This window comes from Actinoplanes italicus (genome assembly GCF_003001815.1).
Taxonomy (GTDB): Bacteria; Actinomycetota; Actinomycetes; order Mycobacteriales; family Micromonosporaceae; genus Actinoplanes; species Actinoplanes italicus.
Map to the genome: position 1 here is coordinate 142331 of NZ_PVMZ01000013.1, position 15823 is coordinate 158153.

Consider the following 15823-nt stretch of genomic DNA (forward strand, 5'->3'; position numbering starts at 1 on the left):
CGTTGGGCCGGGAGGGTCAGGTCTGGGGCGTCAGGTCTGGAGGGTCAGGTCTGGGGCGTCAGGTCTGGAGGGTCAGGTCTGGGGCGTCAGGTCTGGAGGGTCAGGTCTGGGGCGTTGGGCCGGGAGGGGCAGGTCTGGGGCGTTGGGCCGGGAGGGGCAGGTCTGGAGCGTCAGGTCTGGAGCTTCAGGAGGTCTCGATGTTCAGCTCTCCGGATACGTGGCTGGAGGTCTGGTTTCCCATGCCGCCGCGCAGCAACGCGACAAGCCTGGGCGTGGGCGCGCAGTAGGTCGCCCCGGACCGCGTGCGGCTGCCGGCGGCGGCCTGGGGGCCGTTCGATGCCGCGGAGGACGAGATGCTCCGCATCGAGCATCAGGACGGCAATTGGGGGCAGGGAGATGGCCACGGCTTCGGGCTACTGCGCTGTCCGGGTCTGGATGACCGATGGCGGGGACCTCGAACACTTCGAGGACCTCGTCCTGGCCGAGTTCGCCCCGCTGCGGATCACCGGTGGCGGCATGTCGGGCTCGTCGTCCTCGACATCCCGCCCACGGCGGACCCGGCAGCGGTCCAGCGGCTGCTGCGTGCCGGTGAACACGCCGGCCGCTGGACCGTGAACGAGCTGTGCGTAACCCCGGCATGGCGTGCGGCCGTGCTCTGAACGCCTGTGCCAGCGGCGCTCTCACAGGAGAGCGGAGCCGCCCGCGGGCGGGGACAGGACTGGCGGGCGGGGACCGGGTTGGCGGGCGGGGATCGGGTTGGCGGGCGGGGACAGGACTGGCGGGCGGGGACAGGACTGGCGGGCGGGGACAGGACTGGCGGGCGGGCACCGGGTCGGCGGGCGGGGACAGGACTGGCGGGCGGGGACCGGGCTGGCGGGCGGGCACCGGGCCGACCTGGTCGGTGGCCGTCCTGTCGGTGGTCGCCGGGCGCCCTGGGCCGGGTGTTCGCTGGCTGCCCTGGGCCGGGTGTTCGCCGGCCGCCGCGGGCCGTGCGGTCAGCAGGGACGGATCATGACGATCGGGCCGCCGGCGATGCCGTACCGCTCCACTCGTCGGAGAGCAGGGCGTAGCCGACGCAGTCGAGCCATTCGCCGGATCGGTGCAGGGAGTCCCGCACGGTGTAGAACTCGCGGCGCATCCCGACACGTTCCATGAGTCGCCACGATGGCTCGTTGGCGGCGAAGCAGGTGGCCGTCACCCGGTGCAGTCCGAGCTCCTCGAAGCAGAGCCGGAGCAGTTCCCGGACAGCCTCGGTGGCGTATCCGTGGCCGGCGTGCCCGGGATCGAGGACCCATCCCAGCTCCGCCTGCATGCCCCGGGCGAGTTCGGCGATCTCCGCCTGCGCCCAGGCGTCCTCGATCTTCACCATCAGGTCGCCGATGATCGTGCCGCCGTGCTCGAGCACGAGGGTCCTGGCCAGGCTGTCGGGGTTCTGGAACCAGGATCGGTGCTCGTCCGGGGTGGCGGGGGCGCGGGTGATCCAGCGGCTCACGTCCTCGCGGCGACGGAACTGCCAGGTGGCGTCGGCGTCGTCCGCGGTCGCGGGCCGCAGCGTCAGACGGTCGGTGTGTGCCGGCCAGGTGAGGGCGGCGAGTCCGGTGTTCATGCTCATGCGCGCGCCTTCCGGACGGCGTACCGATGGAGGCTGACGCCCTGTTCGAAACGCGCCTGTTCGAGCAGGTCCAGCTCCAGTGGCTCGTCGTGACCGTCGAACAGAGGCCGGCCGGCGCCGAGGACGACGGGGTGGACGAAGAGCAGCAGCTCGTCCAGCAGCCCCGCCCGGAGCAAAGCGGTGGCCACAGTGGCGCCCCCGACGCCGATGTCGCCCTCGGTCTGCTCGCGCACGTCCGCGAGCGCGGCGACGTCGCTGACCACCCGGGTGTTGTGCCCGGCGCTGGTACGGGTCCGCGACACCAGCACCTTCGGCATCGAGATCCAGATCTGACCGTACTCGCGAAGGAAGCCGGGCAACGAGGCGTCGTCGCGCGCCTCCGGCCAGAATCCCTCCATCGTCTCGTAGATCGTGCGTCCCTGGACCATGAGCGACAGCGCTCGCGCCCGCGAGTTGAACTCCTGGTGCAGGGCCTCGCCGATGCGCATCCACGAACCGCCGCCCTGCTCGTTCTCGGCGTGCTCGATTCTCAGGTCGAGGGACACATTCATCCAGTACACGAACCGGCCCGGCACGAGCCCTCCCCATCGTCGCGGTCTACTGCTCACCGTCACCTTAGAGGGGTTCTGATCATCGACTCGGCGGCGGCGACGATGGCGTCGGCGGCCGGGCGGGGCTGCCAGCCCAGCACCCGGCGGGCCTTGGCGTTCGACGGCTTCTTCACGTAGCCGAGGTCCGGGACGAGCGACCGCAACTCGGGGTTGAAGAGCGCGCCCACCCGTACGACGAAGTCTGGGATCTTCCGGGTCGGAACCCGGCCCGCCGCATCGCCGAGGTTCGCCCGCAGCAGTTCGCCGACCTGCCTCATCGCGATGGCCGGGCCGTCGGCCAGCAGGAACCGCTGACCGGCCGCACCGGGCGCGGTCATCGCCAGCACGTGCGCCGACGCGACGTCCCGCACGTCGACGAACGGGATGAACAGGTTCGGGTAGCCGGGCATGCCGCCGTCGAGGACACGCTGCACCAGGTGGTTCGTCCCGGAGACCTCCCGGCCCATGAGCGGCCCGACCACGGCGACCGGGCAGAGCGCGACCAGCTCCATGCCCCGGCCCTCGGCGGCCACGAAGTCCCAGGCGTCCCGCTCGGCGAGGGTCTTGCTCCGGCCGTACGCGTCCACGCCCGGCCCGTCCAGGATCGTCCAGTCCTCCTCGGTGAACGCGTGCTCGCGATGCGGATGACCCCAGCTCACCGCGTGGAACGCCGAGGTCAGCACCACCCGCTTCACCCCCGCGTCCCGGGCGGCGCGCAGCACCCGCACCGTGCCCTCCCGGGCGGGGACGATGACGTCGTCCTCGTTCGCGACCTTGCCCGGGTGCACCGGCGAGGCCACGTGCATCACGTAGTCGCAGCCCGCGACCGCGTCCGCCCATCCGGCGTCGCCGAGCAGGTCCGCCGCCACGAAGCTCAGCGAGTCCCCGCCGGACATGCCGGCCTCGGTCAGGACCGCCCGTACCGCCGCCTCGCGCTGCAGCGACCGCACCGTGGTGCGTACCCGGTAGCCCTGTCCGAGCAGCTGGAGGATGACGTGGCCGGCGATGAACCCGGAGCCGCCGGTGACGAGGACGAGTTTCTGTGTCATGGGATCAACGATCGGTGGCCGGTTCCGGGGCAGGCAGAGCCCCGATCAGCCGGGGTCCTGGCAGGGCCCCCTCGTCAGCCCCGGCACGCGCCTACCGTGGGTTCCATGACCGGGGAATCGAACCTTCTCGGCGCCTTCCTCCGCGCCCGCCGCGAGCTCGTCACTCCGGAGCAGGCCGGCGTTCCGGTCGTCGGCGTCCGGCGGGTGCCGGGGCTGCGCCGTGAGGAGGTCGCCATGCTGGCCGGCATCAGCGCCGACTACTACCTGCGGCTGGAGCGTGGCCGCGACCGCAGCCCGTCGGTGCAGGTCCTCGAATCGCTGGCGCGTGTGCTGCACCTGGACGACACATCCCGCGAGTACCTGCTCGGGCTGGCCGCCGCCAAGCCCCGGCGCAGGCGTCCGCGCCGGGAGACGGCGCCGTCCAGCACCGCGCAGCTGGTCGCGACGATGCCGTTCCCGGCCTTCATCGAAGGGCGCTGTCTCGACGTCCTGGCCGCGAACCCGCTGGCCACCGCGCTGTCTCCGCGTCTGGTCGCGGGCGGCAACCGGCTGCGTGACGTCTTCCTCGACCCGGGTGAGCAGGCCATGTGGCCGGACTGGGAGATGGCGGCCGCCATGCTCGTCGCGTCCTTCCGGGGCGCGGTCGGCGCCGACACCGACGACCCGCGGTTCATCGAGCTCGTCGGCGAGCTGTCGCTGGCCAGCCCGCTGTTCCGCACCCTGTGGGCCCGTCACGACGTGCGGCCGCGGGTCGGTGCGACGGTCATCCCGTTCCTGCATCCCCAGGTCGGCGAGCTGCGCCTCAACCGGGAGAAGCTGCACATCAGCGGTACGGACGGGATCATGCTCGTGATCTATCACCCGGATCCCGGCACCGCCGACGCCGACAGGCTGGCGTTGCTCGCATCGGCGTCGATGCCGGTCCGGTAAAGTGCCGCGCATGAGTATCTTCGCCGCTGATCGCACCCGTCTCGTCTGACCGGTCGCGACACCGTTCACTGCGTCGCGACCGGTTGATGCCCGCTTTCCGGTATCAACTCCTCGAGAGGCAGACGCATGCTCATTCGTACGTTCGATGAATCCGATCTGACCGCGGTCGTCGCCCTGGCCGTCGACGTCTTCGGCCCGTTCCACGAGAAGTCCTTCCGCCCCGTGGTCGGCGAGGTGATCTTCGCCAACCAGGACGCCGACTGGCGTGCCGACTACGCCCGGCAGATCCCGGACCTGCACGCCCCGGCCGAGCATCGTCGGATGGCGATCGCCGAGGCCGGCGGAGCCATCGCCGGTTTCGTCGCCTGGACCGTCTCTCCAGCGGCCCGGAACGGCGAGATCACGCATGTCGCGGTGTCGGCCGCGCATCGCGGGGCAGGCGCCGGGACGGCCCTGTGCGAGCACGCCTTCGCCGAGCTCAGACGGGCCGGCGCCCAGGTCGTCACGATCGGCACCGGCGGCGACGACTTCCACGCCCCGGCCCGCAGGCTGTACGAGAGCCTGGGCTGCACCCCGTTCCCGGTCGTGACCTACTACCGCGAGTTGTAGTCACACCTTCGCGACCTTGATCTCGCCGTGCCGGTGCTGGCGGATGCCGACGACGACGCCGATGACCACCACGGCGGCGCAGAGCCCGACCAGCACCGGTGGGGCGAGATCGAGGGTCGCGATCACGACGACGGCCGGGATGCCGAGGCCCGGCCAGATCAGGGCGGGCCGGTACCGCTGGGACAGCACGCCCTGGATGACGGCGGTGCTGAGCAGATAGCCGGCCACCCCGGCGCCCAGGATCACACGGGCGCCGGTACCGAGATGACCGTCGGCACCGTGCTTGATCGCCTGTTCCAGTCCGACGGCCACCGCGGCCAGGCTGATCGCGACCGGCAGGTGGGCGTACACGTAGAAGTCGTGGACCCCCTCCCGGACCCGCTCGCCGCCCTCCTGGACCAGACGCCGTTTCGCGGCGCCGCCGGACAGGTCGAAGTAGGACCACCACAGGGCCGCCGCCAGCAGGAACGCGGCGGTCGCGGTGGCCACCGCCCCGCCGGTCCACTTGCCGTCGTGCAGACCGTGCACGGTCGCGGCGACCGACTCGCCGAGCAGCAGGATCACGAACAGGCCGAAGCGCTCCGGCAGATGCTCCATGTGCAGCGGCGGAGCGTCCGGCACCCGGGCCGCCAGCGCCGGGCCGAGCACGTCCACCAGTACGCCGACCGCCCACAGCACGTACCGGCCGGGCGCCGCCACCATCAGCGACACCAGCCAGAACGCGGCCCCGGCGGCGTGCCCGTACAGATAGGGCCGGATCCCGCGCCGGGTCTCCGGCAGGTTCCGCCAGACCCGCAGATAGCCCGCCACGAGCACGAGCCGCAATGTCACGTAGCCGAGCACGAACCACCGCCACGCCGCGCCGTCGACCTGGTCGGCGGACGCGGCCATCGCGATCACACCGCCCATCCCGATCAGGGTGAGCAGCCGGAAGATCGCGTCGTCGGTGTCGAACCGGTTCGCGTACAGCGTGGTGCTCGCCCACGCCCACCAGCCGACCGCGAGCACGGCGGCGAACCGTACCCCGCCGATGATCGTCTCGTCCTTCGACAGGACGTCCGCGCACCCGGCCACGAACAGCACGAACGCCAGGTCGAAGAAGAGCTCGAGCCGGGTCGCCGACCGGTTCGTCTCCTGGTTGACGTCCGGTTCGCGGACGAGCTCACGTTCCTCCCGGTCCTCCTCGTCGAGACGGGCGCGATCCTCGGGTGACGGGCCGCCGGTTTCGGTGCTCTGCTCTGTCGACACGGTCACGGCCTACCCGGAAGACGTCCACTCCCAACCATGACGGTCGAAGTGGCGGTGGGCGGGTATTGGCCGGTCATGCAGATTCGCGACATCGCCCGGATGGGTCCGGCCCGATTCCGTGCGGCCATGGCGGCCCCCGGCCCGGCGTACGGGTTCGTGAGCCGTCATCGATCCGTCCGAGGACTGCGCCTGCACGTGCGCACCCGCACCGACCGGTCCGCACCGACGGTGTGGATGCTGCTGCACGGTCTGGCGGTGTCACATCGCTATCTGATGCCGACCGCCCTGGCCCTGCGCGGGGACGTCCACGTGCCGGATCTGCCGGGATTCGGATTGTCCGAGCGTCCCGGCCATGCCTACGACGTGGTCGAGCACGCCGCGGTGACGGCCGCTTGGATGGACGCCGAGTCGCTGTCCGGCGTCAGCGTGGTGGCCAACTCCTTCGGATGCCAGGTCGCGGTCGAACTCGCCGTTCGCCGGCCTGATCTGGTGTCGGCACTGGTGCTCGTCGGCCCGACGGTCGACCCGTCCGCGCCGACCTCGGCCGGGCAGGCTTTCCGCTGGCTGCGCGATCTGGCCCGCGAGGACCCGCGGCAGGCACGCATCATCGCCCGCGACATCCGGGATGCCGGCCCGCTGCGCATCCTGCGGACTCTGCGGCACAGCACCCGCCATCCGATGGCCCGGCGACTACCTCTGGTCACCGCGCCCGTCCTGGTGCTGCGTGGTGAACACGACCCGATCGCGCCGCCGCGATGGGCCGCCGAGGCCGCGGCCCTGGCCCCGGACGGCCACGCCGGCACCGTGCCCCGGGCCGCCCACAACGCGGTGACCACCGCCGGGCCATCGGTCGCCGCGAGGGCGATCACCTTCGCGGGGCGGCTAAGTCCTGCACTCGATGCGCCGATACGGAGGTTGTGAGCGGTGAGGACGCCCAGCGGCGGGCCGTCTCGTCCTGGGTCCTCCTGGGCGCCGGTGTGCCCGTCGCCGTGTTCGTCGCCGCCGCCGAGGCCACGATCGCGACGGCCGCGTACGTCGTCGGCGTCATCGCCGCCGTCGTAGCCGCGACTGTCGGCATCCGCGCCAACCTCCCACGCGAACATCGGCGGCCTTGGCTGCTGATCCTGGCCACGTTGTGCGTGTCGCTGGTGGGGGAGTGCACCCGCCTTCTGCTGCGCGTGGTCGAGCCACTCGCGCACACGGCGCTCGCCGTGATTCCGGCCCTGGTGATGATTCCCAGCTATCTGCTGCTCGGCGCCGGCGTCCTCGACCTGCTGAGACGTAGCCGGGCCGCCGACGACGACCCGGCCCGCGTCGACACCGTGCTGATCTTCGTCGGATCGGCCCTGCTGGTGTGGTCGCTGTGGATCGAGCCGTGGATCGCCGGGCCCGACCCGCGCTGGCAGAACCTGCTCGCCGCTCTGATGCCGCTGATCGGGGTGCTGCTGTTCGCGTTCGCCCTGCCGATGCTGCTGCTGGGCCGGACCCGCGCGCCCGCCCTGTGGTTCTTCGTGACCAGCGGTGTCGCGCTGCTGGCAGCCAACATGATGCTGGCCACGCGCGGCTGGTTCGCGCCCGGCCCGGAAAGCATGCCGTTGCACGTCGTCGGCGGTGCGATGCTGCTCGCGTACATCGGCATCGCCGCCTGTGCGCTGCACCCGACGGTCATCGTCCTCGGCCAGCCGGTGCAGGGCCGCTCCCGGCTGCTCAACAAAGGCCGCACCGCCATGATCACCGCGTCCCTGTGCGTCCCGACGGTGCTCGGCGTGGCCGCCCCTCCCCAGAGTCAGACCTTCTCTCTGGTACGGGCCGCGCTCTCGCTGGCACTCATCGGCGTCGTGATCGCGCGAGTGGTCCGGGCCAACAACTCCCGCGCCCGCGCCGAGCAGGAGACCCGCTGGCGTGCCCAGCATGATCCGCTCACCCGGCTGCCGAACCGTGAGATGCTCGCCGCCACCGTCACCCGCTGGACGGCCCGCGGCGGTGCCCAGTCCCGGGTCAGTGTGCTGCTGCTCGACCTGGACCGGTTCAAACTGATCAACGACCACTGGGGTCACGAGACCGGCGACGAGCTGCTGTGCGCGGTCGCGGCCCGGATCACCACCGCGACCCGCGCCGAGGACCTGGTTTGCCGGGTCGGCGGCGACGAGTTCGCGGTGGCCCTGAGCGCCCCGGACGACGAGCCGGTCGCCGAGCAGCTGGCCGAGCGGTTGCGAGCGGTCGTGGCCGAGCCGCTCCCGCTGTCGGTCGGGGCGGTCGACGTCACCACCTCGATCGGCATCGCCCACGCCGAGCACGACAGCACCGCGGTCTCGCTGCTCCGGGACGCCGACGTCGCGATGTACCGGGCGAAGGACTCCGGCCGCAACGGCTGGACCGTCTTCGACCCGCGGCTGCGCGAGCAGCTGCAGCGGCGGTTCACCATCGAGCAGGCCTTCCGCGGCGCCCTCGACCGGGGCCAGCTGGCCGTGCACTATCAGCCGCTGGTGCACCTGGCGACCGAGCGGGTCGACGGGTTCGAGGCACTCATGCGCTGGACCCATCCCGAACTCGGTGCGGTGTCGCCGGTCGAGTTCATCCCGGTGGCCGAGGACACCGACATGATCGTCACGGCGGGGGCGTGGCTGCTGGAGGAGTCCGCCGCCCAGGCGCAGGCCTGGCGGGCCGCGAATCCGGGGCGGGGTCCGTTGCACGTGTCGGTGAATCTGGCCGTACGGCAGCTGAGGGAACCCGGTCTTGCCGAGTGTGTCCGGCAGATCCTGGCGAGGACCGGGCTGCCGCCCGAGGGGCTGTGGCTGGAGGTCACCGAGTCCGGCTTCATGGAGGACCCGGACACCTGCCTGCGGACCCTGCACGACCTGGAGAGTCTCGGCATCACGCTGTGCATCGACGATTTCGGCACCGGCTACTCCTCGCTCAGCTATCTGCAGCGCCTCCCCGTGGCCATCGTCAAGATCGACAGGGCGTTCGTGGCCGGGGTCGGCGACGGCGGTCCCAACGAGTCGATCGTGCGCGCGGTCCTCGCGATGGCGCACGCGCTGGGGCACCGGGTTGTCGCCGAAGGAGTGGAGACGGCCACCCAGAGGGACTGGCTGAGGTCCAACGGATGTGACTTCGGGCAGGGCTGGTTGTACGGCAAACCCCTGCCCGCAGTCGAGCAGCACGCCGCGTTCACGCAGCTCACGGTCGCCGGATAGCGGCTGGCCCCGAGGTGTCACCCGGAAGGGTGGGGCCGATCGGCCCTTCCCTGGCACGGCGGAACGTCCATACGCTGCGATCGGTTGGTCACCGGGCGTGAACGCCCCGCCGCCCACAAACCCGGAGGACGACGGCTCATGCCGGACACCCGTGACGCCGAGCGCCCCGCGCCCGTGCTCGGCCCGATCAGCGATGCCGAAGCGGCGCACACGCGGATGGTCATCGACGGCGTGCTCAGTACCGTCACGCAGCGCGTCGAACGGCTCCGGTTGCGCCTGAGCCGGCACGGCGGGCACGACGGCCGGGCGGCGGTGGTGATCGCGCAGGTCAACGTGACGGTCCAGGCCCGGATGATCCGTGTGCAGGCGGCCGCGCCGAACCTGCCCGAGGCGGTCGACCAGGCCGGTGAGGCCCTGCTGCAGCGGCTGCAGCGCCTCGACCGGCACCTGACCGCCGAATGGACCGGCGACGTCGGTTTCACGGCCGCGGACTGGGCCTCGCCGTACCCGCAGAACCCGGTCGGACTGACCGGCCCGCCGGTGGAGGCGGGCCGGCTCGTACGGATGAAGGACTGTCATCTCGCCGTGCAGAGCCCCGACTCGGCGGCCTTCGCCATGGACCTGCGCGACTATCCGTTCCACCTGTTCGTGGACGACAGCACGGGGGTGGACGCCCTGGTCCACCGCGGTGGACCGACCGGGTACCGCCTGCACCGGTCGGCCGTCGTGCCGGCTCCCAGCGACTTCACCGTGCCGCTGACGATCCAGAGCTGGCCGGCCGTGCCGATGCCGATCACGCGGGCGGTCGACCTGCTCAACGCGGCACCGGACCGGCCGTACCTGTTCTTCACCGATCCCCGCAGCCGCCGGGGCCGCGTGCTGTACCGCCGCTTCGACGGTCAGCTGGGGTTGCTCGCGCCTATCTGGTGACGGCCACGTCGAGGACCCAGGTGACGCCGAACGGGTCGGTGACCATGCCGTAGAGCGGCGCCCATCCGGACGGCGCGAGGTCGACCACGACCGTGGAGCGGTCATCAGCGCTGAGCCGCTTCCAGTAGCCGCTCACCTCGTCGGCGTCGGCGCCGCGGACCGAGACGAAGTACGGGCTGTCGCCCCGGCTCCACGGACGGGACGACGGCACGTCGTACGCCATGATCCGGAAGCCGTCCGGGGAGGTCACCTGACCCCACATGATCTGGTCGGCCTCCTCGGGGCGCTGCGCGGCGTGCGCGTCGGCGTAGGTGACCGCGACCAGGTCCCCGCCGAACACGGACCGGTAGAACTCGAGGGCGGCCCGCGCGTCGCCGCGCAGGTTGACGTGAGTGGTGGTGTCGATGCTCATGAGCGAACGATCGCAGCGGTAGAGGACAGGGTGTGGCCTCTACTCGGGGAAGAATGTGATTCATGCAGAAGACGTCCGCGCGGCTGCTGTCGCTGCTCTCCCTCCTCCAGTCCCGCCGTGACTGGCCGGGCGGTCTGCTGGCCGAACGTCTGGAGGTCAGCCCGCGCACGGTCCGGCGCGACGTCGACCGGCTCCGGGAACTCGGCTATCCGATCCGCACTTTCAAGGGCCCGGACGGCGGGTACCGCCTCGACGCCGGTGCGCACATGCCGCCGCTGCTCTTCGACGACGAGCAGGCCGTGGCCATCGCCGTCGCACTCCAGACGGTCGCCGGCGCGGGCGTCCGGGAGGGCGCGGCCCGAGCGCTGAACACGATCCGGCAGGTCATGCCCAGCCGGCTTCGACACCGCATCGACGCCCTTCGCGTCACCGCCGTCGATCGGCCGGAACACCCGGCTGACCCGGCGGTCCTGGCCGTCATCGGCGCGGCCGTGCAGTCCCGCGAGACGCTGCGCTTCGACTACCCGCCGGGCGACACGCCGCCCCGCCGGGCCGAGCCGCACCACCTGGTCACCTGGAACGGCCGCTGGTACCTGGTCGCCTGGGACCTCGATCGCACCGACTGGCGGACCTTCCGCGCGGACCGCATCACCCCGCGCACCCCGCCGGGCCCGCGATTCACACCGCGGCCGCTCCCGGCCACCGACGTCGCCACGTTCGTGACCGCCCGGTTCCGGGGCAACACGGAGACCGGCGAGTGGCCGTGCCGCGGTGAGGTGATCCTCGATCGGCCGGCCGCCGAGATCGCCGGCTGGATCGGTGACGGTGTCGTCGAGGAGGTAGCCCCCGGCCGGAGCCGGCTGATCACCGGCTCCTGGTCCTGGAACGGGCTTGCCGCGTCGCTCGGCCGCTTCGACACCGCCATCGAGGTCGTCGGGCCGGTCGAGCTCAAGCAGGCCTTCGCCCGGCTGGCGCAGCGCTACGCTGCTGCGGCATGAAGATCGTTCTCGCCGTGGCGGCGCTCACCCTGACGGCCGGCTGCACGACGGTGCCGGCGGTGGGCGCCGAGCCGTGGCACTCGTTCGGCGCCGGGTGCCCGGCACTCGGCGGATACCGGTCCAAGGGCGATCCGCGGGCACTCGACACCGCGGAGAACTACCGGCTCCTGTGCGAGTACACCGCCGCCGACGGGACCGATCTGCCGCTCAGCGTGATGATCGATCGGGAGACCGGCAGCAGTGCCGCCGACTTCGAGACCAGTGCGAAGTCGGCCCGCGAGACCGGGCTGCTGGTGCTGCCGCTGGCCGGTGTCGGCGACGACGCGATGGTCGTCGCCGACCCGGCGGGACGCTTGCAGCCGGCCACCGTCGTGCACGGTGAGACGGTCTCCCGCAACGCGATCCTCTACGCCAAGGTGACCGGGCCCGAGCCGGTCAGGACCGAGGCCGATGTCACGGCGCGGGCGCCCGTGCTGGCCGCCGTCCTCAACGAGGCCCTCGAGAACCTGAAAACCCGATAGCGGCGGTACGGAGTTCAGGCGGCGGTGGTCGCGGTGTCGGTGCTCGCGGCGTCGGTGGAGCGGCGGCGGGCACGCAGCACGAACTGGGTCGCCCCGACGAGCACCAGCACCCCGCCGACCCCGGCGATGACGTAGCCGGCGGTGACGTTGCCGTCCTTCACCTCGTCGAGGGTCTGCTCCCGCGTCGAGCCACGCTTGGTCGTCTGGCAGATATCGCCCTCCTGCATCACCTGTCCGCCACAGGTGACCTCACCCTGCGAGTTGGCGTAGAACAGGCCCAGAGGGATCAGCGCGAGGCCGATGAAAAGCGCAGCCCAGCGGTTCTTGGCGATGGTGAAAAGCAGATTCATGATCTTCCTCCCCGTAGTGACGGCACACCTTAGCCGCCGGGGGTGACACCAAGATCGCGACCATTCAGCCACTTCACAGCAAACTGTGCATGATGTGGTTCAGATCACATCGCGGCATTGCGCTTGATCGATGGACGCCTACCCTCTTGCTATGGCGGCGGACCGTGACATTCACCGGATCGGCGGGGCCCTGGCCGAGAGCTCCCGGGCGACCGGCTTCACCCTCGTCGCACTCACCTACGTCGCGGCCGGCCTGGCCGCCGCGGCGGTGGTGGCCGCGCTGCGGGTCGGGCATCCGTTGCTCGTCGCGTTCTGGGCCGACGTCATCGCCACACTCGTGGTGTTCGCGGCGAGCATGGCGGTGGCCAACGCGAGCCTCTACGACCCGTACTGGAGCGTCGCCCCGCCGGTGATCGCGGCCGGCTGGGTGGTGTGGAGCGCCGGTGGCGACCTCGGTGCCGCCACCGGCCGGCAGTGGGCGGTGCTGCTGCTGATGCTCGTCTGGGCGATCCGGCTGACCGCCAACTGGGCGGTGTCGTGGCGCGGTCTGAGCCATGAGGACTGGAGGTACGTGCAGCTGCGCGAACAACGCCCGTCCGGTGTGCCCTGGTGGCTGGTCAACCTGGCCGGGATCCAGATGATGCCGACGCTCGTGGTCTTCGCCGGCCTGCTCGCCGTCTGGCCCGCGGTTTCGGTGACCAGCCGCCCGTGGGGCCCGCTGGACGTGGCCGCCGTCCTGGTGACCGGCGGCGCCATCCTGCTCGAGGCGGTGTCGGACCGGCAACTGCACCGGTTCGCCGGCGACCCCGTCAACCGCGGCCGGATCGTCGACGTGGGCCTGTGGCGGTACTCGCGGCACCCCAACTATCTCGGCGAGATCCTGTTCTGGTGGGGGCTGTGGCTGTTCGGCCTGGCCGCGGCACCGGACTGGTGGTGGACGGTGATCGGCCCGATCACCATGGTGCTGCTGTTCGTGTTCGTCAGCGTGCCGATGATGGATCGCCGATCCGCGGCCCGCCGGCCCGGGTACGCCCGGCACATGCGCCACGTGCCCGCGTTGTTCCCCCGCCCTCCCCGCGACGACTGACCGGTTCACGCCACCAGGAACGTTCCCGCCATGAACACTGCCAGGAACACGGCGTGCAGTGACACCCCGGTCACCAGCACGACGCGGTCGGCGGTCCGGTCGGCCCCGATCCGTGCCAGCACCAGCAGGATCGCCACCGCCTCCATCGCGTACCGCGCCGCCGACTGCATCGACCGCCCGCCGACCTCCGTGGACATCAGCAGCAGCAGGGTCAGCCCGGCCTGCACGACCAGGTACATCTGGTCGCGCCGGAACTTCCACGGCCCGGCCACCGTGAGCGCCAGCAGCACCAGGGCCAGCAGGGTCGTGCCCGCGTCCACGAGCGCGCCCAGCGTCGCCTTCCCCAGCAGGTCGTCGCCGTCGATCTGCTGCACGGCGGTCACCCAGGCGCCGCCCGGGAACGTGTACCGCCGGCCCCACTCGTCCTGCGCGACGCTGAAGGCCAGCGGATCGCCCAGCTCCACCGCGCAGTACACGCTGTAGGCCACCACCCCCAGCGGCACCAGTGCCAGGGCGAGGACCTCGGCGCGGATCCGTCTCGGCTGCCAGTCGATCTGGCGCAGGTACTCGATCGCCAGCGGCAGCATCAGCAACAGTCCGAAGAGCCGGGTCGCGGACGCCAGCGCGCCGAGAGCGCCCGCCAGCCACCAGTGGCCGCGCCGGCCGGCGTACAGCGCGCCGACGGCCAGGAGCAGGAACAACGACTCGTTGTAGCCGATGAACAGGAAGAAGCCCATCGGGAACGCCGCCAGGTACCAGGTGGCACGCCTGGCGGCCGGTGGCCCGAACTCGTGCTCGGCCAGCCGGTGCAGCACCGCGAAGGCGCCGATCGCGGCGGCGTTGGCGACCAGTAGCGCGGCCACCAGGCCGTCGCCCGGCGCCACCGCGTTCACGACATGGATCAGCAGTGGGAACAGCGGGAAGAAGGCGGGAAAGCCCGGACCCAGGTGGTAGCCGCTCTCCGCGATGCGCACGTAGTGGCCGGCGTCCCAGTTGTTCCAGCCGAGGACCATCGTCCACAGGTCCGGCGACGCCGCCCCCGCACCGGCGCGCGGCAGCCACGCCAGCGCGCTCACCGCGAGGTGTGCGACGGTGAAGACCACCCAGACCGTCACCGCCGTGCGCAGCGCGGCATGCCAGGGCCGGCGGGCGGGCGTCTCCGGTGCGGCGGCGAAGGTCGTGCTCTCGGTCAGAGACTGCACAGCGCGTCCTCGGACGGGCGACGATCGTCGGCGGAGTCGAACGCGACGACGTAGGACGGTCGTCCCTGCAGCGAGGTGAAGATCCGGGCCACGTACTCGCCGAGCAGCCCCAGGCAGAGCAGCTGCAGCGCGCCCAGGAACAGCACCGCCACGATCAACGACGTCCAGCCGGGTACCACGTTGCCGGACAGGTAGGCGGCTCCGCCCGCGCCCGCCAGCACGGCACAGAGGACCATGCCGATCAGGCCGAGCCACGTCGCGACCCGCAGAGGCGCGGCCGAGAACCCGACGACGCTGTCCAGCGCCAGCCGGATCATCTTGGCGATGGGGTACTTCGAATGTCCCGCCGCCCGCTGTTCCCGCGTGTAGGCGACCTCCCCGCTGGGCAGGTCCAGCCATGGCACGAGCAGCCGGTAGACCGGCAGATGCTCGGGCATCGCGGTCAGCGCGTCGACGGCGGTGCGGCTGAGCAGCCGGAAGTCGCCCGCGTTGTGCGGCACCGTGCGGCCGACCAGCCTGCGGATCAGCCGGTAGTACACGTCCGCGGTCCACCGCTTGAACCGGCTGTCGGAGCTGCGGTCGGTGCGTACCCCGTGAACGACGTCCAGGTTCGCGCTCTCGGCGAGCCGTAACATCTCACCGATCGTCTCGGGCGGATCCTGCAGGTCGACGTCGATGCTGACCACGTACTCGCCCTGGGCCCGGTGCAGTCCTGCGGTCAGCGCGTTCTGGTGCCCACTGTTGCGCCGTAACCGGACGACCCGCAGTTGCGGCCAGCGGCGGCACATCAGTTCGAGCACCACGGGGGTGGCATCGCGGCTGCCGTCGTCGACGGTGATCACCTCGTAGGGCACCCGCAGGCCGTCGAGTACCGGCCGCATCCTCTCCGCGAACAGTGGCAGCACGTCCTCCTCGTTGAAGACCGGTACGACAACGCTCAGTCGCGGCGCCTCGCCATCCATGTGAGCTCCCCTCGTGATCTTCACGGCGGGGAATGCTGGCCGAATCGGCGAAGTGACCAGTTGAGGCTCTGGGGGCGTGGCACTTTCTGGGGAGTGTCCGCCGGTGTGAGATGACCGATCCCGATT

The 15823-nt window shown here is 71.4% G+C and carries 17 protein-coding genes; 9 read left to right on the forward strand and 8 right to left on the reverse strand.

From position 1 onward, the window contains the following. Positions 1 to 396: 396 nt before the first annotated feature. Positions 397 to 615 carry a hypothetical protein gene (locus CLV67_RS28980; protein ID WP_170154043.1) on the forward strand — a complete coding sequence of 73 codons (219 nt, stop codon included), beginning with the start codon at positions 397 to 399 and terminating at the stop codon, positions 613 to 615. A 394-nt stretch (positions 616 to 1009) separates the two neighbouring features. Here CLV67_RS28980 and CLV67_RS28985 read toward each other — a convergent pair whose 3' ends face one another. From CLV67_RS28985 to CLV67_RS28995, 3 genes are read right to left on the reverse strand one after another with little or no spacing between them, the layout of a single operon-like run. Next, complete coding sequence (locus CLV67_RS28985; RefSeq protein WP_203737335.1) at positions 1010 to 1612, reverse strand: GNAT family N-acetyltransferase; 603 nt, start codon at positions 1610 to 1612, stop codon at positions 1010 to 1012. After that, the gene (locus tag CLV67_RS28990) at positions 1609 to 2187 is read right to left on the reverse strand and encodes a dihydrofolate reductase family protein (protein WP_106323949.1); all 579 of its coding nucleotides are present in this window, start codon (positions 2185 to 2187) and stop codon (positions 1609 to 1611) included. Before CLV67_RS28990 ends, CLV67_RS28985 begins: the two co-directional genes overlap by 4 nt. Positions 2188 to 2222: 35 nt before the next feature. Next, complete coding sequence (locus CLV67_RS28995; protein ID WP_106323951.1) at positions 2223 to 3251, reverse strand: SDR family oxidoreductase; 1029 nt, start codon at positions 3249 to 3251, stop codon at positions 2223 to 2225. Between the two features lie 105 nt (positions 3252 to 3356). On the opposite strand from CLV67_RS28995, the gene CLV67_RS29000 reads away from it, so the two are divergent. Beyond that, on the forward strand, positions 3357 to 4181 hold the full coding sequence (locus tag CLV67_RS29000; protein WP_106323953.1) for a helix-turn-helix transcriptional regulator: 825 nt from the start codon (positions 3357 to 3359) through the stop codon (positions 4179 to 4181). A 126-nt stretch (positions 4182 to 4307) separates the two neighbouring features. Further along, a complete protein-coding gene (locus CLV67_RS29005) occupies positions 4308 to 4790 on the forward strand; it encodes a GNAT family N-acetyltransferase (protein WP_106323955.1) in 483 nt (160 codons plus the stop codon). Here the strand turns inward: CLV67_RS29005 and CLV67_RS29010 are convergent, their stop codons facing one another. After that, positions 4791 to 6038 (reverse strand): low temperature requirement protein A, encoded by a 1248-nt coding sequence (locus CLV67_RS29010; RefSeq protein ID WP_106324245.1) that lies wholly within the window; start codon positions 6036 to 6038, stop codon positions 4791 to 4793. A gap of 36 nt (positions 6039 to 6074) precedes the next feature. Between CLV67_RS29010 and CLV67_RS29015 the strand changes: the two genes are divergently transcribed. The 3 genes from CLV67_RS29015 to CLV67_RS29025 all read left to right on the forward strand — a co-directional run bounded on the left by CLV67_RS29015 (position 6075) and on the right by CLV67_RS29025 (position 10165). Further along, positions 6075 to 6959, forward strand: a complete 885-nt coding sequence (locus tag CLV67_RS29015; RefSeq protein WP_239166561.1) for an alpha/beta fold hydrolase — start codon at positions 6075 to 6077, stop codon at positions 6957 to 6959. Further along, entirely contained in the window at positions 6956 to 9235 is a 2280-nt protein-coding gene (locus tag CLV67_RS29020) for a putative bifunctional diguanylate cyclase/phosphodiesterase (protein WP_106323957.1), read from the forward strand. Before CLV67_RS29015 ends, CLV67_RS29020 begins: the two co-directional genes overlap by 4 nt. A 138-nt stretch (positions 9236 to 9373) precedes the next feature. Further along, positions 9374 to 10165 carry a sigma 54 modulation/S30EA ribosomal C-terminal domain-containing protein gene (locus CLV67_RS29025; RefSeq protein ID WP_106323959.1) on the forward strand — a complete coding sequence of 264 codons (792 nt, stop codon included), beginning with the start codon at positions 9374 to 9376 and terminating at the stop codon, positions 10163 to 10165. On the opposite strand, the gene CLV67_RS29030 is transcribed toward CLV67_RS29025, so the two are convergent. Then, on the reverse strand, positions 10155 to 10577 hold the full coding sequence (locus CLV67_RS29030; RefSeq protein WP_106323961.1) for a VOC family protein: 423 nt from the start codon (positions 10575 to 10577) through the stop codon (positions 10155 to 10157). The genes CLV67_RS29025 and CLV67_RS29030 overlap by 11 nt on opposite strands. Before the next feature lie 62 nt (positions 10578 to 10639). Between CLV67_RS29030 and CLV67_RS29035 the strand changes: the two genes are divergently transcribed. After that, the gene (locus CLV67_RS29035) at positions 10640 to 11575 is read left to right on the forward strand and encodes a helix-turn-helix transcriptional regulator (RefSeq protein ID WP_106323963.1); all 936 of its coding nucleotides are present in this window, start codon (positions 10640 to 10642) and stop codon (positions 11573 to 11575) included. After that, entirely contained in the window at positions 11572 to 12096 is a 525-nt protein-coding gene (locus CLV67_RS29040; protein ID WP_146169333.1) for a hypothetical protein, read from the forward strand. The genes CLV67_RS29035 and CLV67_RS29040 overlap by 4 nt, the downstream gene beginning before the upstream one ends. A 14-nt stretch (positions 12097 to 12110) precedes the next feature. On the opposite strand, the gene CLV67_RS29045 is transcribed toward CLV67_RS29040, so the two are convergent. Further along, entirely contained in the window at positions 12111 to 12446 is a 336-nt protein-coding gene (locus CLV67_RS29045) for a hypothetical protein (protein WP_106323967.1), read from the reverse strand. 151 nt (positions 12447 to 12597) lie between these two features. On the opposite strand from CLV67_RS29045, the gene CLV67_RS29050 reads away from it, so the two are divergent. Next, complete coding sequence (locus CLV67_RS29050; RefSeq protein ID WP_106323969.1) at positions 12598 to 13533, forward strand: DUF1295 domain-containing protein; 936 nt, start codon at positions 12598 to 12600, stop codon at positions 13531 to 13533. 5 nt (positions 13534 to 13538) lie between these two features. Here CLV67_RS29050 and CLV67_RS29055 read toward each other — a convergent pair whose 3' ends face one another. Next, complete coding sequence (locus tag CLV67_RS29055; RefSeq protein ID WP_106323971.1) at positions 13539 to 14735, reverse strand: mannosyltransferase family protein; 1197 nt, start codon at positions 14733 to 14735, stop codon at positions 13539 to 13541. Then, positions 14723 to 15697, reverse strand: a complete 975-nt coding sequence (locus tag CLV67_RS29060; protein ID WP_106323973.1) for a glycosyltransferase family 2 protein — start codon at positions 15695 to 15697, stop codon at positions 14723 to 14725. Before CLV67_RS29060 ends, CLV67_RS29055 begins: the two co-directional genes overlap by 13 nt. Between the last annotated feature and the right edge of the window lie 126 nt (positions 15698 to 15823).

Excerpts from the sequence above, each read along its gene's own strand:
- CLV67_RS28980 (WP_170154043.1), top strand. The coding sequence starts at position 397 with ATGGCCACGGCTTCGGGCTACTGCGCTGTCCGGGTCTGGATGACCGAT.
- CLV67_RS28985 (WP_203737335.1), bottom strand. The coding sequence starts at position 1,612 with ATGAGCATGAACACCGGACTCGCCGCCCTCACCTGGCCGGCACACACC.
- CLV67_RS28995 (WP_106323951.1), bottom strand. The coding sequence starts at position 3,251 with ATGACACAGAAACTCGTCCTCGTCACCGGCGGCTCCGGGTTCATCGCC.
- CLV67_RS29000 (WP_106323953.1), top strand. The coding sequence starts at position 3,357 with ATGACCGGGGAATCGAACCTTCTCGGCGCCTTCCTCCGCGCCCGCCGC.
- CLV67_RS29005 (WP_106323955.1), top strand. The coding sequence starts at position 4,308 with ATGCTCATTCGTACGTTCGATGAATCCGATCTGACCGCGGTCGTCGCC.
- CLV67_RS29015 (WP_239166561.1), top strand. The coding sequence starts at position 6,075 with ATGACGGTCGAAGTGGCGGTGGGCGGGTATTGGCCGGTCATGCAGATT.
- CLV67_RS29025 (WP_106323959.1), top strand. The coding sequence starts at position 9,374 with ATGCCGGACACCCGTGACGCCGAGCGCCCCGCGCCCGTGCTCGGCCCG.
- CLV67_RS29030 (WP_106323961.1), bottom strand. The coding sequence starts at position 10,577 with ATGAGCATCGACACCACCACTCACGTCAACCTGCGCGGCGACGCGCGG.
- CLV67_RS29035 (WP_106323963.1), top strand. The coding sequence starts at position 10,640 with ATGCAGAAGACGTCCGCGCGGCTGCTGTCGCTGCTCTCCCTCCTCCAG.
- CLV67_RS29040 (WP_146169333.1), top strand. The coding sequence starts at position 11,572 with ATGAAGATCGTTCTCGCCGTGGCGGCGCTCACCCTGACGGCCGGCTGC.
- CLV67_RS29045 (WP_106323967.1), bottom strand. The coding sequence starts at position 12,446 with ATGAATCTGCTTTTCACCATCGCCAAGAACCGCTGGGCTGCGCTTTTC.
- CLV67_RS29050 (WP_106323969.1), top strand. The coding sequence starts at position 12,598 with ATGGCGGCGGACCGTGACATTCACCGGATCGGCGGGGCCCTGGCCGAG.
- CLV67_RS29060 (WP_106323973.1), bottom strand. The coding sequence starts at position 15,697 with ATGGATGGCGAGGCGCCGCGACTGAGCGTTGTCGTACCGGTCTTCAAC.